Source organism: Nostoc sp. ChiVER01, assembly GCF_034531155.1.
Classification (GTDB): Bacteria; Cyanobacteriota; Cyanobacteriia; order Cyanobacteriales; family Nostocaceae; genus Nostoc.
Genome location: NZ_JAVRBS010000043.1, coordinates 41,147 through 59,317 on the forward strand (window position 1 = coordinate 41,147; position 18,171 = coordinate 59,317).

General features: G+C 39.9%; 16 protein-coding genes. 8 read left to right on the top strand and 8 right to left on the bottom strand.

Going from position 1 to position 18,171, the window contains the following annotated elements; all coding sequences use genetic code 11:
• Positions 1–203 precede the first annotated feature (203 nt).
• Both RMY00_RS33600 and RMY00_RS33605 read left to right on the top strand, forming a co-directional pair.
• Complete coding sequence (locus tag RMY00_RS33600; RefSeq protein WP_322651693.1) at positions 204–4,175, top strand: DUF3466 family protein; 3,972 nt, start codon at positions 204–206, stop codon at positions 4,173–4,175.
• 224 nt (positions 4,176–4,399) lie between these two features.
• Positions 4,400–5,230, top strand: coding sequence for a hypothetical protein (locus RMY00_RS33605; RefSeq protein ID WP_322651694.1), 831 nt, complete (start codon positions 4,400–4,402; stop codon positions 5,228–5,230).
• Between the two features lie 56 nt (positions 5,231–5,286).
• Here the strand turns inward: RMY00_RS33605 and RMY00_RS33610 are convergent, their stop codons facing one another.
• The 8 genes from RMY00_RS33610 to RMY00_RS33645 form a co-directional block, all read right to left on the bottom strand.
• Entirely contained in the window at positions 5,287–5,685 is a 399-nt protein-coding gene (locus tag RMY00_RS33610; RefSeq protein ID WP_322651695.1) for a hypothetical protein, read from the bottom strand.
• A 192-nt stretch (positions 5,686–5,877) separates the two neighbouring features.
• Complete coding sequence (locus RMY00_RS33615; protein ID WP_322651696.1) at positions 5,878–7,650, bottom strand: tetratricopeptide repeat protein; 1,773 nt, start codon at positions 7,648–7,650, stop codon at positions 5,878–5,880.
• Between the two features lie 90 nt (positions 7,651–7,740).
• Positions 7,741–9,024, bottom strand: coding sequence for a hypothetical protein (locus RMY00_RS33620; RefSeq protein ID WP_322651697.1), 1,284 nt, complete (start codon positions 9,022–9,024; stop codon positions 7,741–7,743).
• 117 nt (positions 9,025–9,141) lie between these two features.
• Positions 9,142–10,575 carry a hypothetical protein gene (locus tag RMY00_RS33625; RefSeq protein ID WP_322651698.1) on the bottom strand — a complete coding sequence of 478 codons (1,434 nt, stop codon included), beginning with the start codon at positions 10,573–10,575 and terminating at the stop codon, positions 9,142–9,144.
• A gap of 228 nt (positions 10,576–10,803) precedes the next feature.
• Positions 10,804–11,382: a hypothetical protein gene (locus RMY00_RS33630; protein WP_322651699.1), complete on the bottom strand. Its 579-nt coding sequence runs from the start codon at positions 11,380–11,382 to the stop codon at positions 10,804–10,806.
• Between the two features lie 68 nt (positions 11,383–11,450).
• Positions 11,451–12,131, bottom strand: coding sequence for a hypothetical protein (locus RMY00_RS33635; protein WP_322651700.1), 681 nt, complete (start codon positions 12,129–12,131; stop codon positions 11,451–11,453).
• A gap of 183 nt (positions 12,132–12,314) precedes the next feature.
• Positions 12,315–13,064 carry a hypothetical protein gene (locus RMY00_RS33640; RefSeq protein ID WP_322651701.1) on the bottom strand — a complete coding sequence of 250 codons (750 nt, stop codon included), beginning with the start codon at positions 13,062–13,064 and terminating at the stop codon, positions 12,315–12,317.
• A 10-nt stretch (positions 13,065–13,074) separates the two neighbouring features.
• On the bottom strand, positions 13,075–13,581 hold the full coding sequence (locus RMY00_RS33645; protein ID WP_322651702.1) for a hypothetical protein: 507 nt from the start codon (positions 13,579–13,581) through the stop codon (positions 13,075–13,077).
• Between the two features lie 167 nt (positions 13,582–13,748).
• On the opposite strand from RMY00_RS33645, the gene RMY00_RS33650 reads away from it, so the two are divergent.
• From RMY00_RS33650 to RMY00_RS33675, 6 genes are all read left to right on the top strand, one after another.
• Complete coding sequence (locus tag RMY00_RS33650) at positions 13,749–13,913, top strand: ribbon-helix-helix domain-containing protein (protein ID WP_322651703.1); 165 nt, start codon at positions 13,749–13,751, stop codon at positions 13,911–13,913.
• Between the two features lie 583 nt (positions 13,914–14,496).
• A complete protein-coding gene (locus RMY00_RS33655; RefSeq protein ID WP_322651704.1) occupies positions 14,497–15,567 on the top strand; it encodes a hypothetical protein in 1,071 nt (356 codons plus the stop codon).
• A gap of 3 nt (positions 15,568–15,570) precedes the next feature.
• Entirely contained in the window at positions 15,571–15,894 is a 324-nt protein-coding gene (locus tag RMY00_RS33660) for a hypothetical protein (protein WP_322651705.1), read from the top strand.
• 671 nt (positions 15,895–16,565) lie between these two features.
• Positions 16,566–17,042, top strand: a complete 477-nt coding sequence (locus tag RMY00_RS33665; protein WP_322651706.1) for a hypothetical protein — start codon at positions 16,566–16,568, stop codon at positions 17,040–17,042.
• Positions 17,043–17,106: 64 nt separating this feature from the next.
• Positions 17,107–17,691, top strand: a complete 585-nt coding sequence (locus tag RMY00_RS33670) for a hypothetical protein (RefSeq protein ID WP_322651707.1) — start codon at positions 17,107–17,109, stop codon at positions 17,689–17,691.
• 161 nt (positions 17,692–17,852) lie between these two features.
• Positions 17,853–18,171 (top strand): hypothetical protein (locus tag RMY00_RS33675; RefSeq protein WP_322651708.1); only part of this gene is annotated, 319 nt, incomplete at its 3' end.

Sequence of the window (18,171 nt, forward strand, 5' to 3'; positions counted from 1 at the left end):
TTGTAAATAAATCTTTGCATACCTGTTTACTAATAGTCGGTTTGTGTTAATAACTAAGTCCCGGCTTGAATTGCACATGTTTTACTAAGGAAGTTGTGTCCTCAAAAGAGGCGATGATTAATTACTAAACTAGCACTTTAGTTGAGCAAAGTATTTTATCAAATTTTATTACTAAATAATTCAGTACTTACAAGAGGTTTGTAATGGAAAGCCCTGATGCATTCTTGATTAATAACGTGTCTTCGTACAGTCTGGATGGAGGACTCACAAAGTCTTTATTAGACAGTGCATCTTTGAGTTCGGCTTTAGATAATAATTCTAGCAAAACAGCCTCTGTTTCTTTTGGATTCGACCATCTCTCAATATCAGATACAGCAGTAGCTTCTCCTCAGCCCGATTTCCTTGATAACGATAACTCACTGTTGTTCCAGCAATCAACTTTGACTGCTTCTGTACCATCCAAACCACTTACTGGCAGTAATATCACCAATTACAGCACAACAAACTTTGATCCACTTACAGGAAGGAGGCAAAATGCCTCCCTAGTTAACATTCCCAGTAATGACTCGCTTAGTGATTCCCTGATTTCAGTCGGAAAGTTTGGTGACTTCGATGGTCACCAAGATTTTCAGTTAGCCATCACAGATGCGTTGGGTAATCCAGAAACCTTTTCTCTATCGGGCGATGGCATAGGTGAAGTATTTAGAAACTCTAGTTTTGAGCAAATTATTTTCACAGGTACTAATGCATCAACAATAGTCCAAATATCTGCATTCAATAATATTAAATTTGGCAACTATACTGGTTCTTCACTTCAGGTTCAAACGAAAGGTAGTATCAGTGCTGGGAATATTACACTGAAAAATACTGCTTCTTCTAGCAACCCTGGACTTAATTTGCAGTCAGGATTAAGTGGTATACAAAATTCCATTGGTAGTTACACGGTCACTGATCTGGGTACCTTGCCTGGACGGAGCTATAGCTCCGTCTCGGACATTAACGACTTTGGTCAAGTCGTTGGTAGCTCTTATGGCATTGGTAACTTTAGTCATGCTTTTCTCTATAATGATGGACAGATGACTGACTTGGGTACCCTACCTGGGCAGAACTTTAGCGATGCCACGGCCATTAATAACTCTGGTCAAATTGTTGGTAGCTCCGGCTACTATGGACATGCTTTTCTCTACAGTGATAGTCATCTGACTGACCTCGGTACTATTAATGGTTTCAGCAGTGCCAAAGCCATTAATAACTCTGGTCAGATTGTTGGAAGTTCTTATGGAAATGATGGCTTTCTACATACCTTCCTATACAGCGATGGCAAAATGACTGACTTAGGCACTTTCGGTGGCAGGTACAGCAATGTCAATGCCATTAATGACTCCGTACAAATCGTTGGTCAGTTCCAAACTAATGAATACAAAAGACATGCCTTTCTCTACAGTGATGGCAAGACGATTGACTTAGGCACTCTTGGTGGCAGCTTCAGCAATGCCAATGCCATTAATAACTCTGGTCAAATTGTCGGATCTTCCGATCGGAATGATTACTCGACACATGCCTTTCTCTACAGTGATGGCAAGATGGTTGACTTAGGTACTCCCTTTGGAGACAGCCAAAGCTATGGCTATGATATTAACGATTCTGGTCAAGTCGTTGGTTTCTCTGAAAATGATAATGGTTTAGAACACGCTTTCCTATATAGTGATGGTCACATGACTGACCTCAACGGTTTGATTCCGAAAGAATCAGGCTGGACTTTAGAGGGGGCAATAGCTATTAATAACAAAGCGCAAATTGTAGGATATGGCAGCATTGGAGAACAAGATCACGCTTTCCTTCTTAACCCCATTTCTACAACAGCAACACCCAAGGATGGCATTACTGTAGGCAATATTTCTACTCAAGGTGGCTCTGTCTTCTTGCAGGGACTTAAGATTAATCTCACTGGCTCCAATGTTGTCACCAAAGGCGGCAATATTACTTTTGATGGCCCGACAATCCTCAATAGCAGTACTGGTGCTTACACTTTTAACTCTGCTAAATCTACTGTCACTTCTAAGGGCGGCGATATTACCTTCAAAAATACTCTCGATAGTAACAGTGCAGGTGCTTCATCCCTCAGTCTGACAGGAGGTTTGGGCAATATTACTTTCAATAATGCAGTTGGTGGTCATGCTAGCCTTAAGGACTTGACGGTTAATAGTACTAAAACTTTCACGGCTAATGGTGATATCACTAGTCAAGGCAATATTACTCTAAATGCTATTGATGACATTACCACAGCTTCTTTGTCTACTGCTGACTCAGGTAATGTAAATATTTCTTTAGGTAAAATTGGTGATAAAAAGTACGATTCTAAAGGCGATGTCACTACTGGTAATATCACTGCTAAACAAGTAGATATTTTGAGTGATGGAGCTTTTAGAACACAGGGTGATATTCAAACCAAAGATGGTGATGTAAATATTACTGCTCTTAAAGATGTTGTTGTTCACAACATTACTTCCACAAACGCTGGAATTAGTCTGATTAGTGCTACTAAGGCTATTACTGCCACTGGGGAAATTATTGGTGATTATGGTGTAACTGCTCTAGCCAAACAGAACATCACCACCGAGAAAATTAAGTCTGCCAATGATGTAGTTCTTCTTAACTCCAGTCAGGGTGCAGTTACTGTCAATGGTGCAATTACCAGTAATAGTGATGTTTCTCTTGGGGCTTTTAAAGATGTAGTTACTCAAGATATTACATCACTTGATGGTGCAGTTGCTTTGATTAGCAGTAGTGGTAATGTTAAAGCCCAAGGTGCGATCGCTAGCGTTGATAATGTGACTCTTGGTGCTACTCAAGATGTACTTGCTCAAAACATTGTATCAGCATTCGGTACAGTTGCTTTAGTTAGCAGTAAAGGCAGTGTCACTACCACTGACATTAATAGTGGTAGTCAAGTAGCTATACAAGCTGACCAGAACGTGACTACAGATAAAATCAGTTCGCAGTGGGGTAAAGTTGCCCTAATTGCCAAGCAAGGTACTGTTACTACACAAGGCGATATTACAACCAATAACGGTGATATATATCTCTCTTCTGTTGGCAATGTTATTAGCCAAAACATCATCTCAAACGGTGGAGTAATTGCGATCGCCAGTTCTCAGGGAGCAGTTACAACTGGGTATCTCCGCTCTGACGGAAATAACACTGGTGGCAAAATTTACGTACAAGCTGATGGCTCGGTTAGAGTTACTGGTTCTGTCCAGATTAACAATGCTAACTACAGCATCTACACTGGTGTCAAGAAAAAAGGATTGATTAGTATTGCTTACGACAGCGGCGTTCTTAAATCTAATAAGTCCAAGTTCCTTATTGGGGATGCAAGTATTAATGGTACCGCAGCAGGCATTTACGGCCCTTATGCATTCGATGATGAAGGTATAATACCTAAACTTATTAAATCTACTGGTGTTCTATTATATCAAGTAATAGAGGAAATCTTCAAAGGAAATGATAATCAACCTACAAAAGATCCATCAAATGCAGCTGATACAAATCCGATTACAGGAAAAGCTTACGGCAGTAACAAAAAAGAACGTGAGCTAGTTGAGCAATTAAACACAGCACAGCAGAGAAGGTTGAATGTGCTTATCCATAACAAAAACAATCCAGAGAGGATAACAGAACAAGAGGTTTTCACTAAAGGTAAAGTAGATTCTGATCATGGATGCTTTAATCTTGAATTAGATCGGCACTTAGGTGGTTATGAAGATCATGATGACTACGCTACTTGGGTTACGGGGTCTAAAGGTGACTTCCTTGTAATAGCGCGGAATTCATTTGCAAATTTTGCTTTTTATGACGGCATAGTTAAAAATCAAGGAAAAGCATTCCTATTGAACGAGCAACCCCTTGGCTCCGTGGCGGAAGTAAAGACAGCTCAGTACTTTTTAATCAAAGCCGAAAATCGTCAACAACTAACTCCTGAAGAGCGGTATAAACAAGTAGAACTAGAAAAAGAAATTTATTACAGGCATTTGGTAGCCAAGTTGTGTGAACTTAAATTCTTCATTTCTTTTGACAATCAAAAGGTTGCTATAGCAGCTTCTAGGTTGTATGAAACCACATATCCAGATGTCGATATTATGTATATACTACCTCGTAGACCTGCGGATGTGTAGCGTTCTTAGTATGTGAATATCATCATTGCACTGTAAGTCTGGTTTCCCAAACAGAACACTAGCCTTACAGAAGATTACTTCCCATCAAAGGTTGCTCACTATCTCCTTTGACTACTACCGCATCGCTTCCCTAGCTATTCCAGCACCGACAAAGCCAAGTTTGAAATTAAGCATAAGCTAGTGATGCGTGAGACTTTAATAATTTTAACTATAGGAGGTTGGAAGTGTTTATTGAGTTCCGAAATTACACTACCTGTATCCAGTCAAATAATTTAGATTCAATCGAACTCGCTATAACTCGGATCTTGGAGCTTGAAGGTTGCCGTCGCATTTCCCAACCACCTCAACGGTTATCAAATGAGGAACTAAGCTATACTCCCTGGCTGCTGTTGCCCGAACTATGGATTGTTGCACTGTTCGTTGGCGCTTCGGGATGGACTATAGTGAAAACTCAACCGAATGAACTACTATGCCGTCGTGCGAGGGGTGCTTCTCGCCCTCGCCTATCAGAACTAGCTATGCAAATTGATTGCAATGCTTTTCACTTCGGCGCATACGGTCACAATGGTATCCTTCTGGAAGCAGATGCTATGGGTCAGACGTTTATTTCTGGTACAGTTGACCGTATAGAAGAAGAAGAAAACCAGTTTTATGAGGAAGAGATTAATAGACGTGAACGCTCACAGTTCTTCTTACTAGATATGCCAGAGGAAATACAGGCAGTTGTGAAACCTCCTTCTCCCGAACAGCAACAGGAGAAAGACAGAAGGCTGTCAGAATTAGATATGTTGATAGGAACCGAGGAGGAGCCATTTGATGCCCAATTTGAAATTGCAGAATTACTCAAGGGACATTATCGGCGAATAGATGAAGCTTTAGAGCCTCTGCTGGGGGGTTCCCCCTCTTATTGGCATCTCTGGAAGAATAATTTGTTTTATCTAGCTTACACCCAGCAACAGCAACTTGCTGCGGACGGGGCACGGTTGCTGTATTTCCAACCTGCCGAACATTATCGGCAACTTGACCCTCTGTACGAAATTCAAGGATACTATTAAGATTTCTGTGCTTGTTAGTTTGCAAATAGCCGAGGGCGCTCTGCTGACAGCCATGTTCAGTAAATTAGGTCGGCGATTAATAAACCATAGACTCTGCGATCGCCAGCCATTGTTGTATCTCCTTCAACTACTGAGTTGCCGTCACCTTGGACATTATTGGCATTACCGCTTACTGAACCACCAACTGAAAATCCGCCGGGGTTGCTAGTCATAGTACCAACCTCTTCTACTTGGATGTTTGAATAAAAGCTAGGACGCTCCAGCGCCGTCATTACCATATTCTCTAATCTGCGAATCTGATTATCTTTTTCTGCTAACAGTAATTTAATTTCTCCTTCTGGTAAACCCTTAAGCTGATTATAAGTGTCAAAATATTCTGCACTCAGTTCAGACTTATCAGCCGTAGATGCGGTTTTGGCACGAAGTAAAAACTTATCTTCACCTCGCACTTCCATGCCAACAATTCGTAAATCCGCCTCTGGGTGATTCTCTGCTAACTGCTTGAACGAGATGGCGATCGCTCTTGGGTCAACACCTTGATTATGGTAAGTGGCTGTGGTTCCAAACCAATTTTTTCTAAATCTTTTTTCTTAACCATAGTTTGTACGTGTCTATGAACTTGCGCTAGCCTCAGATATAGCAGCAGCTTAACTATCCTCTTTAGAAATATACTGCGCTTTAAATCTTTCGTCAAAAACATTATCAACTAAACCTTTAAAAAGCGGATGCTCCCGAATTCCATCAAAGTCTGGGTCAGTTTTAGCAAGTTCCCAGAATCTATCTGGTTCACATTTTATTGATTTTTGTAAATTTTTAGTTGCCAAAGCTACATTACTTTGCAGCGCATAACAACAAGCTTTGTTGTACCAGTAATCAGGATAGTCCGACTTGATTTCAATTGCTTTGTTGTAGACAACTAACGCTTCTTCATATCTTTGTAATTCCATTAAAGCGACACCTTTATAATTCCAAGCGTCGGTATTATCTGATTTGAGTTGAATAACTTTGTCATAAGAAGCGATCGCATCTTCATACCGATGTAAGTAATAAAGTGCATTACCACGATCTAGCCAAAAACCATAAAAGTCAGAATAGATAGCGATTGCTCGTTCATAAGAGTCTACAGCTGCTTGATAATCTTGCTGTATTCCTAAGGCTTTTCCTCGTAACCACCAAGTATTGCTGTCATCTGGTCTAATTGCAATCACTTTGTCATAAACAGCGATCGCTCTATCATAACGCTGTAATAAAGCCAGAATTTCGGCTTGATTAGACCAAGCTTGGTAGAAATCTGACTGGATGGCGATCGCTTGGTCGTATGCTGCTAAAGCTTCTTCGTATTTTTCTAAATCTTTAAGAACAATCCCTTGGTAATACCAAATTTCTGAATCGTCAGATTTAATTAAGAGTGCTTTTTCGTAGGCAGTAATTGCCTCTGCATATCTTTGTAAGCAATAAAGCGAATAACCACGCCGAAACCAAGCCTTAGCGTAGTCTGGTTGAATTTGAATAGCTTGGTCAAAGGAGGCGATCGCTTCCTCATGCTTATTTAAAAAATAAAGCGCATAGCCTCGCCAATACCAAGCATCAGCATTTTTAGGTTGCTTTTTAACAATTTTGTTGTAGCAGGTGATAGCCTGCTCGTATTTTTGCGAAGAAAATAACTGATCGCCTTGACGCTGTAAATCTTGGTTTTTATCTCTAAATATCCATAACAGCAAAATTATTCCTATAACTAAATACTGTGAAGACTGGCTAAATATCCGACCAGCTATAAAGGCTAAGTCCAGAGGAACACCCAAAAATTGATTAATTTCGTTAGTAAAATTCCATAAAAATCTATTGAAAGGTCTAGCAAACCATAACAGACCAATCAGCACCAAAATTCCATATTTCCTAAACTTGTTAAATTGCTGTTGAATTGGTTTTGGTAACCACGGCTCAATAATTCCATAGCCATCAAGGCCAGGAATAGGTAATAAATTAATTAAAACTATATATGTATTCAGAGAAATTATATAAGCTAGTGAAATAATAAAAAGAAACAAAACCGAATTTTGACTTTGTAGCCTCAAGGAATACCAACCCAATTGAAAAGGCAGGGCCAGTAAGCAAGCTAAAATCACATTCGCAATCGGGCCAGCAGCAGAAACAGCACTTTTCCATTTGCGATCGCGTAATCGATTTTGATTAATATAAACTGCTCCTCCAGGTAGAGCAATACTACCAATGAGGAGAAAAAATAGTGGGATCACCAAACTCAAACTCGGCTCGGTATATTTGAGTGGGTTTAAGGTTAAATATCCCTTATCTTTAACGGAAGTATCGCCACCCCAATATGCTAGTAGTGCATGACCAAATTCATGCAAACATAAAGACAATATCCAACCAAGACAGATAAAAACAGCTATTAACCACATGATTTTAATTCGTCATTCATAATTAATATAAATTGTATATTGACAAATTAAATGGTGTCCTGGTTATTTTCACCCACTTGGGAATTAAAATTATCTCTGCGGATTACTGCTAATGGACTCAGAAATTGAATTCAGCGCATTCCGAATTTCAGTTCTCATAGCCCTAGCTTTTGCTCGAATATCTGATGAATGCTCTTGCAACTTAGTCAACGAGCTATTTATTTGAGTAAGATAATTTAGCGATAATTTTATTTGCTGTACCTGCGCTTCTATAACAGCACAGTCTATCTGTAAGTTATAGGTTGGCTGAGACGCTAATTGCTGCTGGACAATAAGGAATTGGATAGCAAGACTGAGACTTTCGTAAGTAGTTGCTACCCACTGCCCCTGCTCACAAGTTCCTATTCCCCAACCACCAATTTCTTGCGCTAAACCTTCACGGCTACGACTTAAAAAAATAGCCGCATTTGCTTCTCGTTTCATCATTGCCTTGGTTAATTGCTCAGAAATTCTTTTACGCCCCCAGCTTGCAGAGTCCCTATTCCTAACCTCAATTACTAATGATAAATCCACGCTTGCTATTGAGTTGGCATTGAATTTAAGAAGAATATCACCTGGTTGCTTGTCCTTTCCAATATGAGTAATTTCAGCCCCGTATAATTTCGCCCACGGCTCTAATTCTGCAACAACAGCTTCTTCAAAACTCGCCCCCTTTGCGATCGTTTGCTCCAGCGTCAACTCAATCAGTTCTTTTTCTCGAACTTGTTGTGCAAGCTTCTCCACCTCATCGGCCAATGGTTTTACTGCTTCTGTAACAACTGCCCTAACGGACTTAGCCAAAACGCTATTCTCTGCGGTTATATTTGTGATTGCTGCCGAAAATACACCCTGCAAGGAATCGGTTCGGTTCTCATCCAGCAAGTTTTGGATTTTCTGTACAGCACTGCCAAACACTGAGGTTTCTTGTGAGGGATTAAATTCCTGATTGAGAAAATCACTCACGGCTTTTATTTGTGCATCCATTACTGCTGTAGTAAGGTTGATTTGACCCTGTAAAGGAGCTAAGAGTTGACCTTCGCTTGTACCAATTTTATTAGCCAATTGTGCTGAAATAGTGTTTGGTATTTCATTTACAGCTTGATATAATTCATTTAATAAAGCATTAAATTGTTGTTTGACAAATTGGGTATCATTAAGATTTTCAGTTCTTTGGAGACAGAAAAAGCCCATTTCAAATGCTTTAACACAAGCAGCTTCATGCTCATAATCTGGCACTTGATGCAGATAATCACTCGCTTCAAACAGGCGAATTTGTAAATTTCTGATAACAATGCAGTCGTCTCTTAGTTCTATTTGGGGCGGAATTCTCGACATTGTTGCTCCAGATTAATATTTTGACAGTTGTTGCTAAACAGGGAACATCCCGATTGTTATATTTGGTGGCTAAGGGGGATTTTATTATCAATAAACAGCCATGCTATCGAGAATCGATTAATCCTCAAAATTTATTGGTCTATCTTTGAAATGCTGGTGAATTTTGAAAGCCTCAAACCAAGGTGGTAGGGTATGCTCAACATCTTCTAGTTTGTTTCCTCTGGCATCTACTAAACCATGCTTGATGACTACCCTAGACAATGGTTTTTCACCATCGGCTGTAAATTTCTCAATTAAAATGCTGCCAGCTTTTCTCATAGCGGCTGTACCCTCTCCAAAAGCCTCATTTGTTCCCAGGTGAGTAACCCCAATAAATTTTTCCTTGGCCTTCCTAGTATCCGAAAAGGTTGATTTTATAAAGCGCTTAACAGTGTCTTCATCCATATCTTTTAAATGGGTGAATTCATCAAGTAAGAATTGTTCAGCTTGCTGATCATCTAAATTTTGCCCAATCCGCTCTAATCTGCGCTCGTAGGTGTTTTGAAGAACTTCAATAATTGCTGAATCGTTGTCAGCCTTTAATTGGGATTCTAGCAATGCCCAAACTTTGCTGTTAGCTCCATTGAGATGTCGATCAGCAATTCTAAAAACTGGGATACCTAAGCAGTATTTGCGAATTAGCCCAATGGCTACAGAAGTGTTAGTTTTGCCCGTGCCTTGCTCTCCAATAATCCATAAGGGTTTGGATGCTTTGAGAACAGCCCATAACCAACCATCTTCGTGAGATTTGAGCGCATCGACCAAGCTGGTTTTTAATGCCTCATCTGTAGTTATTTGAGTAGTTTTAGAGTCCTGCTTGCTGTTTTGAATCTTATTTAATTCCTTTGTCACTTTCGCAATGGTCAGCCGATTATCTATGATTTGTTTATCTAACTCGGATAAATTTAAATCGTGATTTTTAAGCGCAAGTTCACCCTGCAACCGACCGTTAATCTCATCCAACGCTAATTCATTGGGTGACTTCATAGCCTCTATCGTCTCTGTCCTATTACGGGCGATCGCTTCTTTAGTTATCCTGCTTTGCTGCTCTTTTGAGAATTTAGTTAAATCTAAATGGTTATCGACTATCAAATCGTTCTCAAATGCTTTAATTTTTAGCAATGAAAATTGGCTATGAATAGCTGATTCTTGGCTACCTGTAAGTGTCTTAGAGACACCATAAGCAGTTAAGAGCGCGATTGTACCAGCTAAACCATATAAAGGTGCATTAGGGGATTCAGCAGGTAATATACGTAATGTTTTTACATGCTCATCAAAAGTTAAGTTCCTGCGCTCCTGTTCTATCATCCAGGAAATACCACGCTTAATTTGCTCACCCTTGCAAGGTTGGTTATTAGCTGAGAAACAGAACAATGTTTCACTGTACTTGCTGGCATCATTCCAGAGTGGCAAAGTTAAACTCAGTCCTCCAATCAGCAAAAAACCAATACCAACTGTGGCAATCTTGCGCTCTGTTTTGAATCGCTCATTAAAAGCTTCTATCTCTTGCATAGAATTATAAGTAGGAATCCCAAAAAAATAATCACTGGGAAGTAAACATTAAGCAGGAGTAGCACGTATTGGATGAATGAGAGTATTTGAATATCCAACCCAGCCCGTTTACCCCAAGAGGTAATGTGCTTAAGGTTTTCAGCAGTGTTTACAGCATCCGTAAACAGGTTATTTACAGCAAATATTCCCAGGATAATTCCGCCTATAACTGTTAAAAAGTTTCTTTCTCTATACATTTGGTTTTTTTCTTAAAGGAATTGTTATCACCCAGATCGCAATTAATCCCAATCCGAATATCACTGGTGTTAGTACCCCCGATGGAATTGTGAAAGTATTTGTATTCTGTGCTGATTTAATTTCTGAATAAGTCTGTTGGATCTGAATTTCAGTTGACTTAACTTCTTGAAGTATCTTCTGTGTAGAGTTCCACCCAATTACTCCACCGATTGCCAGTTTACCCAGTGCTACCAATGGTTTGCTATGACTCAATGACCAACGTTCACTCGATAACTCAAAGTGAAAACTTTCACCACAATCAATCAATCCTGGCAGTAGTGCCAATATCATAGACACTGCAAGGATAATGCTGATTGATATTTGCATTGAAAATAGAAGCCAAGCCAGCGATGCTGATCCAACTTGGCAGGATAGAAACAGCAAGCCACTATCTATACGCTTTCTAGCTTCGATATCAGCGTATAGTTTGGATTCAATATGCTGTAAATACCGCGCTGTATCTTGGCTAATGCCCATACTGTTCTCGTCATTGAGTGCATTATCTAGTTCATCATTATTAGGTGGTAGCATGAGAATACTAAACTTGATTGTGAGGAATATCTGAGCAATACGTAGTTACTCAAATATTTGTTTTTGAATTAGAATCCTAATGCTGATTTAATTGCCGCGAACTTCTCAGCTAACACCCCACGGACTGTATTAGGTTGATAATCCTTTTGTTGAATTAAATCAAATCGGGCATCATCACCACGGTTTAAAGCTTCATTGATAACCTTAGTTTGATATGCTTCATTAGCAGATAGTTGCTTCACTTCTGGCCTATTAGATTGGTCAATTAAAGCTGTGCGGTTGTCAACTCCCACTAAGTAAGCATCGATATACCCTTTAATCTGAGTGTAGTTCATTTGGTAGTTATGACGCTGATTTTCAGTGTTCCGAGCATTTACGAATTCAGCCGCAAGCTCACTCCGTTTGTGTCCATATTGAGTATTTGCAAGAGTCGCGTTCATTACTGCTTTATCAATCTCAATCGCACTCTTGCCAGCATGCACCAATACTTCAGAGATGGCTTTGTTATAAGCCATACTGCCATTGATTATTTCTTGATATGCTTGGGCAAGCTTAGGGGCAAACTCTGCTGATAGCCTACTTTGCCGCCCTAGTTCCCCAATCTTCTGAGCGATGGTAACGTCGCCCATCATTGCATTTGTAAAATCATCTAGACTTACACCAAATTTAGTTTTGAGAACTCGGTTAATCCTCCGTGCTTTGGGTGTTACGTGATTTTTCAGTTTCAGTTGGGAATTGTCTTTTACCATCTTGGTAACTCCTTCGGTATTTCTAAATATTTATTTGGGTCTACAAAATCCCTGTACTCTATCCGCTTAACTCGGAATTGTGATAGCCTCCAGTCATCGTAGGTTTGTAGGATGAATAGTAAACTGGCAATAGCCAAAATGATTATTCCTGCTCTATAAGGATTAAAGCTGATTGTGTAGCCTTCACCCTGTCTTACTGGGTAATGCGAATCTTGATAAGATATTGGCTTTTGAACTTTTGATATGTTGGCGGATACCTCCTATATCTGCCTTGACATTAGTTGAGAAATTTTCTACTTTTTGATTTAACCGAGTTGTTCTATCAGCTATGTGCGATCGCACTGCATGGGCATTGCTATCTAACGCGCTCTCTACCTCATCAAAACGGTGATCAACATAGCCTCTAATTGCGGTGGTTACACTGGTTAAAAAGCTCGAATAATCATTAAAAACATCGTCAACTCCATCGGCAATTACTAAACACTCCTGCTCACTCAACTCGAAACCTAATGCTAGGGATTGAGTAGATACTAATGCCTGTTTATCAGTATTGGTCACAGCCAAGGATTGGCCAGCTTGATTAATTTCCAAAGACGCGTAGTTTAACGTCTGCGATATAGTACTTACTTCTTCGGACTCTGTTTCCTGCTGTGCAAAGGTTTCAGCTTCTTTGGAGTGAACTAAAGGTTGTTGGATGAGAGGTGTGTTCACGCTTATCTCTTCAGAGGAGTAGACATTTGTATTTACAACTTCTATTTGATTAGCACGATGAGATTCTAAAAATTCTACCCCAGCTATGATTTGTTCTGTAGTCACATTGTCTAAATCAATAACCCCTAAATGTTCTGCCGCTTTTAAATAATCAGGTTTTGTAAATCCTCTTAGACCCTTTTTGTTTAGGCGTGATTTCACATTGTTGTAGAATTTTGTCACAGTTTTACTCCTACTTTTCTACAAGTACATCAATAGTTTGAATTGCTTTATCTAGTCGTTTCATTTCACGAGAATTTAAGCACTTAGCAGCCTGAAAAGCTACTAACGCTAAATCGGATGTGGGGTATTTTTTTTCATGCCTATAAGGAATACCCGCGTTTGTAAACCAGTTATATCGAGATGTACGGGATACTTGAGATAAATCTAATCGTTGTGCTAAATCAGCCAGAAATTCTGCACAAGTAAGGTGTTTATTTTGTTGGTAGTAGTGCTGAAATAAAGTCCAGCATTCAGAAAAAGACTCGTTGTTTATTCTGAAATTTCTGTGAGATTTTTTTAGATTAGCTATTGACTTAACAATTAATTCAGCATTGCTATTTTCTACAGAAAATTTTAGATACTCTTTTAACTGTGCAGTTAGTCGATACCAAAAAATATCACTCACAGGCTTTTGATATGTTGACTCAAAAATTTGTTTTAGCTTGCGATACTTTTTGCAATAAGCTTTTGTTGCCATATCAATAATTTGGATGCCTCCATTCCCTTGAAAAGCTTTGCCTACAATGTTAGCATATTAGAACCATGTAGAACCGCTTTGAACATAACAGAACCATTAATTTTTCTAACCGAACGTTGTGACCGATTAGACTGGTTCTAATATGTTCATCTAGGTTCTTCGCAAACATGACTGCTGATCAATACAAGGGCAAGAGAATCACAATCACCTTTCCACCTGATCTATATGAGAAGGTTGATGCAGCTGCGAAAGAAGAGAATCGAAGCTTTAGCCAACAGACGGTCTGGTTGGTTTTGCAGGCTTTTAAATTGATGGAGGAGAAACAATCTTAAGTATGAGGTGATGAAAACTACCTATCATAAAAATCTAGGTTCTGAACTATGCTGTTTGACTTGATTCCAGCTTTTGGGATATGCCAGCAAGATTGAAAAGATTGTTCTGCCTTCTGGCAAAATGGCTTATCACTCCGTAGCGACGGCTAAAACCCCTACTAAGCAAGGAAAGTACCAATTAAGAGGTGTATGGACAATGATTTACATCAATTATATATTCGACTTGCTTGGCAATGGTTCCCCAATAGTGATCGCAGTCGGATGACCCCGCAAGCGATCAGCGTAATGAAAAAATATTTAAGCAGTAGCAAAAATTACAGTAGAATTTGAACGCAAAAAAAAACTTGCTTGAGCCTGGAGCAAGATTCAAATCAGGAAGGAAATTGTACGACAACACCTTTAATCTGAGCTATCAATTATCAGCTTCAGCACCTCTGGAGCAATCATCCCATCCGTCATCGAGCCTAAAGCAGGTTCAAACAAGATAAAAATTACTGTTTTCAGAATAGCTCATATTCAAACTGTCGTACACTTCCATTTGATTTAAATCGCTTCAAAGCTCGGCATCACAAAAGGAGCCGAGATGTCAAATACAACAACAAACACCACTTTTTTCTATATTTGTTACCAGCCCCTAGCGGAGTTTCTAGGCGATGGGGATACAGCTGGGCTACTTCAAAGAATTAACTACTGGCTCCAAAATGATAAAACTGGGTACATTTTGGGCGATGGAAGCAAATGGATTTATTTTGGTTATAAGAAAATCCAGAAACAGCTATCCTGGCTTTCGGAACATCAGATAGGCAGAATGATTCGCCATCTGGAAAGTATAGGCTGGCTCATTTCCGATAAATTCTACAGTCTAAAGCGGAACATCGGTTTTGCAAATGACCCCCCTGATTTCCATGAGGATAACCAGAGGAAGTGGTACAAGCTGGATTACCAACAGATTTATATGGATACGGGCTTTAGCTTCGATAATGTTGTAACTCCTCCTAAAGAGCCGAAACGCTCAAGAAAAGCCAAGGTGCAAAATTGCACAGTGCAATCTACAAATCTGCATGATGCAATCTGCGAAACTGCACAATCTTCTATAAAAGAAGATCCAAACTCTCACTACCAAAAAGAGGCAGTTATAGAAGAGAAAGAAAAAATTAATTTTGACCAAGAAGAGTTTGACCCGTGGTCAGAAGAATTAATTCCAGATGCACCCGAAATACCATCACCTAATGAGTCAGCACAAGAAGAGCCTCCCTTAAACCACTCAGAGCCTCATGAAGGGCAATATTCCGCCGCGCCGGGGCAAGGCTTTGAAAAAAGATTTAAACCCGAATCTAAGCGAAATTCTGGGGCAGTAGAAAAAGAAATTTGGGAGATTGTCCCCAGTCGGCCTTTCCCAGTTTTTCTCAATTGGTGGGCAGATAAAAAATATAAGCCCCAAGGTGGAAGATGGGAAGCAGATGCGATCGGGAACGCTTACTCTGAGTTTTACAACAAACGCGATCGCACTACGATAGCGATATTTCCTCAATTTCTGGAATACATGCAGCAGGTAGCCGAAAACTGCAATCAGCAATTGGCCGCAGGGATTAAAGCAATTCTGCCTAGTTGCTTCGTTGCCAAGCCCGATGCGACACATGAAAATGTAGAGTAGCTAATGAAAAATATCTCTGAACTTGTAGACCGTGGGGTGCAAGTTGCGCTCCCGACTAATAGCGTGACTCCAGCTTGCACTAAATCAATGAATTTTGCGATCGCAGCTGGTTCGGATATTTCTGCATTAAGTAAATTACAAACTGTAACCCCGGAGCAGATTATGCCCGTGGCTTCAAAAAGCTTGGCATACGAATTAGCTAAACAGCAATCAATTTGGAATAACATTCCTGCACTCCGGAGTAAGGTCAGAAAGTGGGCAGAGGAAACAGCAGGAATTCAGTTAACTGTGGATGGCCCTGCATTAATTGAGGTACAAGAAGGATAAGGCTTTAATCCTTGTATAGCAATGGTTTAAGCCAAGTCTTGCTATCGATGGAAAATAAAATAATTCCCAACGTTGGGAATAAATATTCCCGCACTTCGGAGCAAAGTCAGAAAGTGGGACGAGTGTACACCAGGAGTGGAAGTTACCGAGGCTGGGGTTGTGCTAGCTGCTGTACCGCAAGAAGAAGGATAAGGTCTTAATGCTTTTACAGCAATGGTTTAAGGCAGGTCTTGTTTTGTGGAAGGTACTGCTTCTTTTTCTAGTCGACTGGAAATTTTTTACTGAACAATAGCGATCGCTTAATGCCTAAAGAGCGATCGCAAGTAACTAAAAGTTCCGTCGTCGAGACTGGTAATAGTTAGCACAAAACCTTGTAGTAACTCCTTGTTGGGATAAGATCCTTATGTACTTTTCGTTTGCGGCGAGAGATACATCCTGCGGTGGGGCTTGCGCTCTACCCTTTATTGATTTTCATCCTGAGCAGCTAAGAGTTAAATAGCCACACTCCTCAATCATAAAATTTCCAGCCGACTAGAAAAGTTGCTTCTGTCCTGCAATGCTGAATAGTCCGCCGTAAGGGTATCACAATTCCACCAAAAACTGCTGATAGTTTCGCACTAATCCATGCCAAGTAAGTGGTAATTTGTTAGTACAAATCTACTAAAAAGCTCATGACTATTTTTCGAGCCAATCACGACAAACAAAATCCTTATGTAACGCTTGACAAAAAAATTATAAACAATCCTAACCTTTCATTTAAAGCTAAGGGAATACTTACATACTTGCTTTCTAAGCCACCGGAATGGCAAGTGCGGATTTCAGATATTCAAAAACACTCCACGGATGGACGCGAGTCAATAATGTCTGGACTGCGAGAACTAGAAAATGCTGGGTACTTTTCTCGTGTTCAGAAACGGGATCAGTTTGGTAGGTTTGACAAATCCAAAACTAATATTTACGAAGATCCAGGTTTGCAAGTAACCTCAGATTTCCAGTATAAAGATACACATCAATTCTCTAGCCACCGTGAACTAGTTTCTCCAGAAACGGAAAACCCGATTACGGATTTTCCATCGTCGGACTCTCCGAAGCCGGATTCTCCGAACTCGGATTCTCCATTTACGGAAAATCAGTCCTGTATTAAATAATGACTTAGCAACTAACGAATTAGAGATTAACAAAAAGCAATTAAAGATTTCAGTTAATGATGATTTGAGTGAGAAAGTATTTATTAAAAAGGGCACACACACACAAATACAAATAGCAACCCTTCCAGATGATGTTTTAATGCCTCAAGAAGGAATAGAAAACAAGAATAAGGGTAAAACCTATCAATTCATAAAGCAAGAAGGCTTAAAAGAAATTTCAAGGCAAGAAGAAGAATCACTCAAGAAGACAAATATTCCGGCGGCGGAAATGTCATCAAATTTTGACAGTGAGACAGATGAGGTTGACAAGCTAGCGGAGAAAGCTCGCTTTGGTGAGGATTTGACGCACTCAGAATTATTGAAACTTGCAGAACATTACGACATGTTGAAATTAGTACGGCTTTATCGGCATTCTGGAGAAATGTTTAACCAAAAGCCTAAAGATATCAAGGATGAATTTATTGAGTTTGTGAGATCGTACTCATTTAAAGGTGGTTTTGATGTTGCCTATGTCATTAACAGCATCAAAAAGGCAGAACGTACCGTTGAGTCTTGGGATGTCCTCATGGGGTGGGTTAATGCTTGGCAGGAAAGATTCGCTATTGAATCACAATATGAGTCCTGGCGCATCAGTAAGAGGTTAGAGTGATTGCACTTTTGTCAAGAGGGTACGGGAAAAGGAGATAAGCTAATGAGCATTTAAGTTGCATAACACCAGGGCTGAGTTCCTTACTACAAGCGAATCAGTCTGGAAAAATGAATGACGATTAGCTTAAATTCGCACCAAGGCGCAGAAGCGATCGCTTGGCTGTGACTAACCAAGCTTTGAGAGATTTATCAGGCTGTAACGGATTGCTGGTACGCGATTGGATTGAAGACCACAAGGATGTCGGCAATTTTTTAGCACCCATCACGCCCAATTCGTTAGATGCCCACGCGGCGATCGCCCTTTGTTTTGTCTGTGATAGTGCGATCGCATTTATGGATGAATCAGTTCGATGGGTTTTTTTTTGCCCAGAGGACTACCACAAGCAGTTTACTTCACCTGCTCGTAAAGAAGATGGGGTAGATGAATATGCTTTGAATCATAATATGAGAAAAATTTTGAATCATAAATTGAGAAAGAGTT

Coding starts and splice junctions, on each gene's coding strand:
- RMY00_RS33600 (WP_322651693.1), top strand. CDS start 204: ATGGAAAGCCCTGATGCATTCTTGATTAATAACGTGTCTTCGTACAGT.
- RMY00_RS33610 (WP_322651695.1), bottom strand. CDS start 5,685: ATGGAAGTGCGAGGTGAAGATAAGTTTTTACTTCGTGCCAAAACCGCA.
- RMY00_RS33615 (WP_322651696.1), bottom strand. CDS start 7,650: ATGTGGTTAATAGCTGTTTTTATCTGTCTTGGTTGGATATTGTCTTTA.
- RMY00_RS33620 (WP_322651697.1), bottom strand. CDS start 9,024: ATGTCGAGAATTCCGCCCCAAATAGAACTAAGAGACGACTGCATTGTT.
- RMY00_RS33625 (WP_322651698.1), bottom strand. CDS start 10,575: ATGCAAGAGATAGAAGCTTTTAATGAGCGATTCAAAACAGAGCGCAAG.
- RMY00_RS33630 (WP_322651699.1), bottom strand. CDS start 11,382: ATGCTACCACCTAATAATGATGAACTAGATAATGCACTCAATGACGAG.
- RMY00_RS33635 (WP_322651700.1), bottom strand. CDS start 12,131: ATGGTAAAAGACAATTCCCAACTGAAACTGAAAAATCACGTAACACCC.
- RMY00_RS33645 (WP_322651702.1), bottom strand. CDS start 13,581: ATGGCAACAAAAGCTTATTGCAAAAAGTATCGCAAGCTAAAACAAATT.
- RMY00_RS33650 (WP_322651703.1), top strand. CDS start 13,749: ATGACTGCTGATCAATACAAGGGCAAGAGAATCACAATCACCTTTCCA.
- RMY00_RS33655 (WP_322651704.1), top strand. CDS start 14,497: ATGTCAAATACAACAACAAACACCACTTTTTTCTATATTTGTTACCAG.
- RMY00_RS33660 (WP_322651705.1), top strand. CDS start 15,571: ATGAAAAATATCTCTGAACTTGTAGACCGTGGGGTGCAAGTTGCGCTC.
- RMY00_RS33665 (WP_322651706.1), top strand. CDS start 16,566: ATGACTATTTTTCGAGCCAATCACGACAAACAAAATCCTTATGTAACG.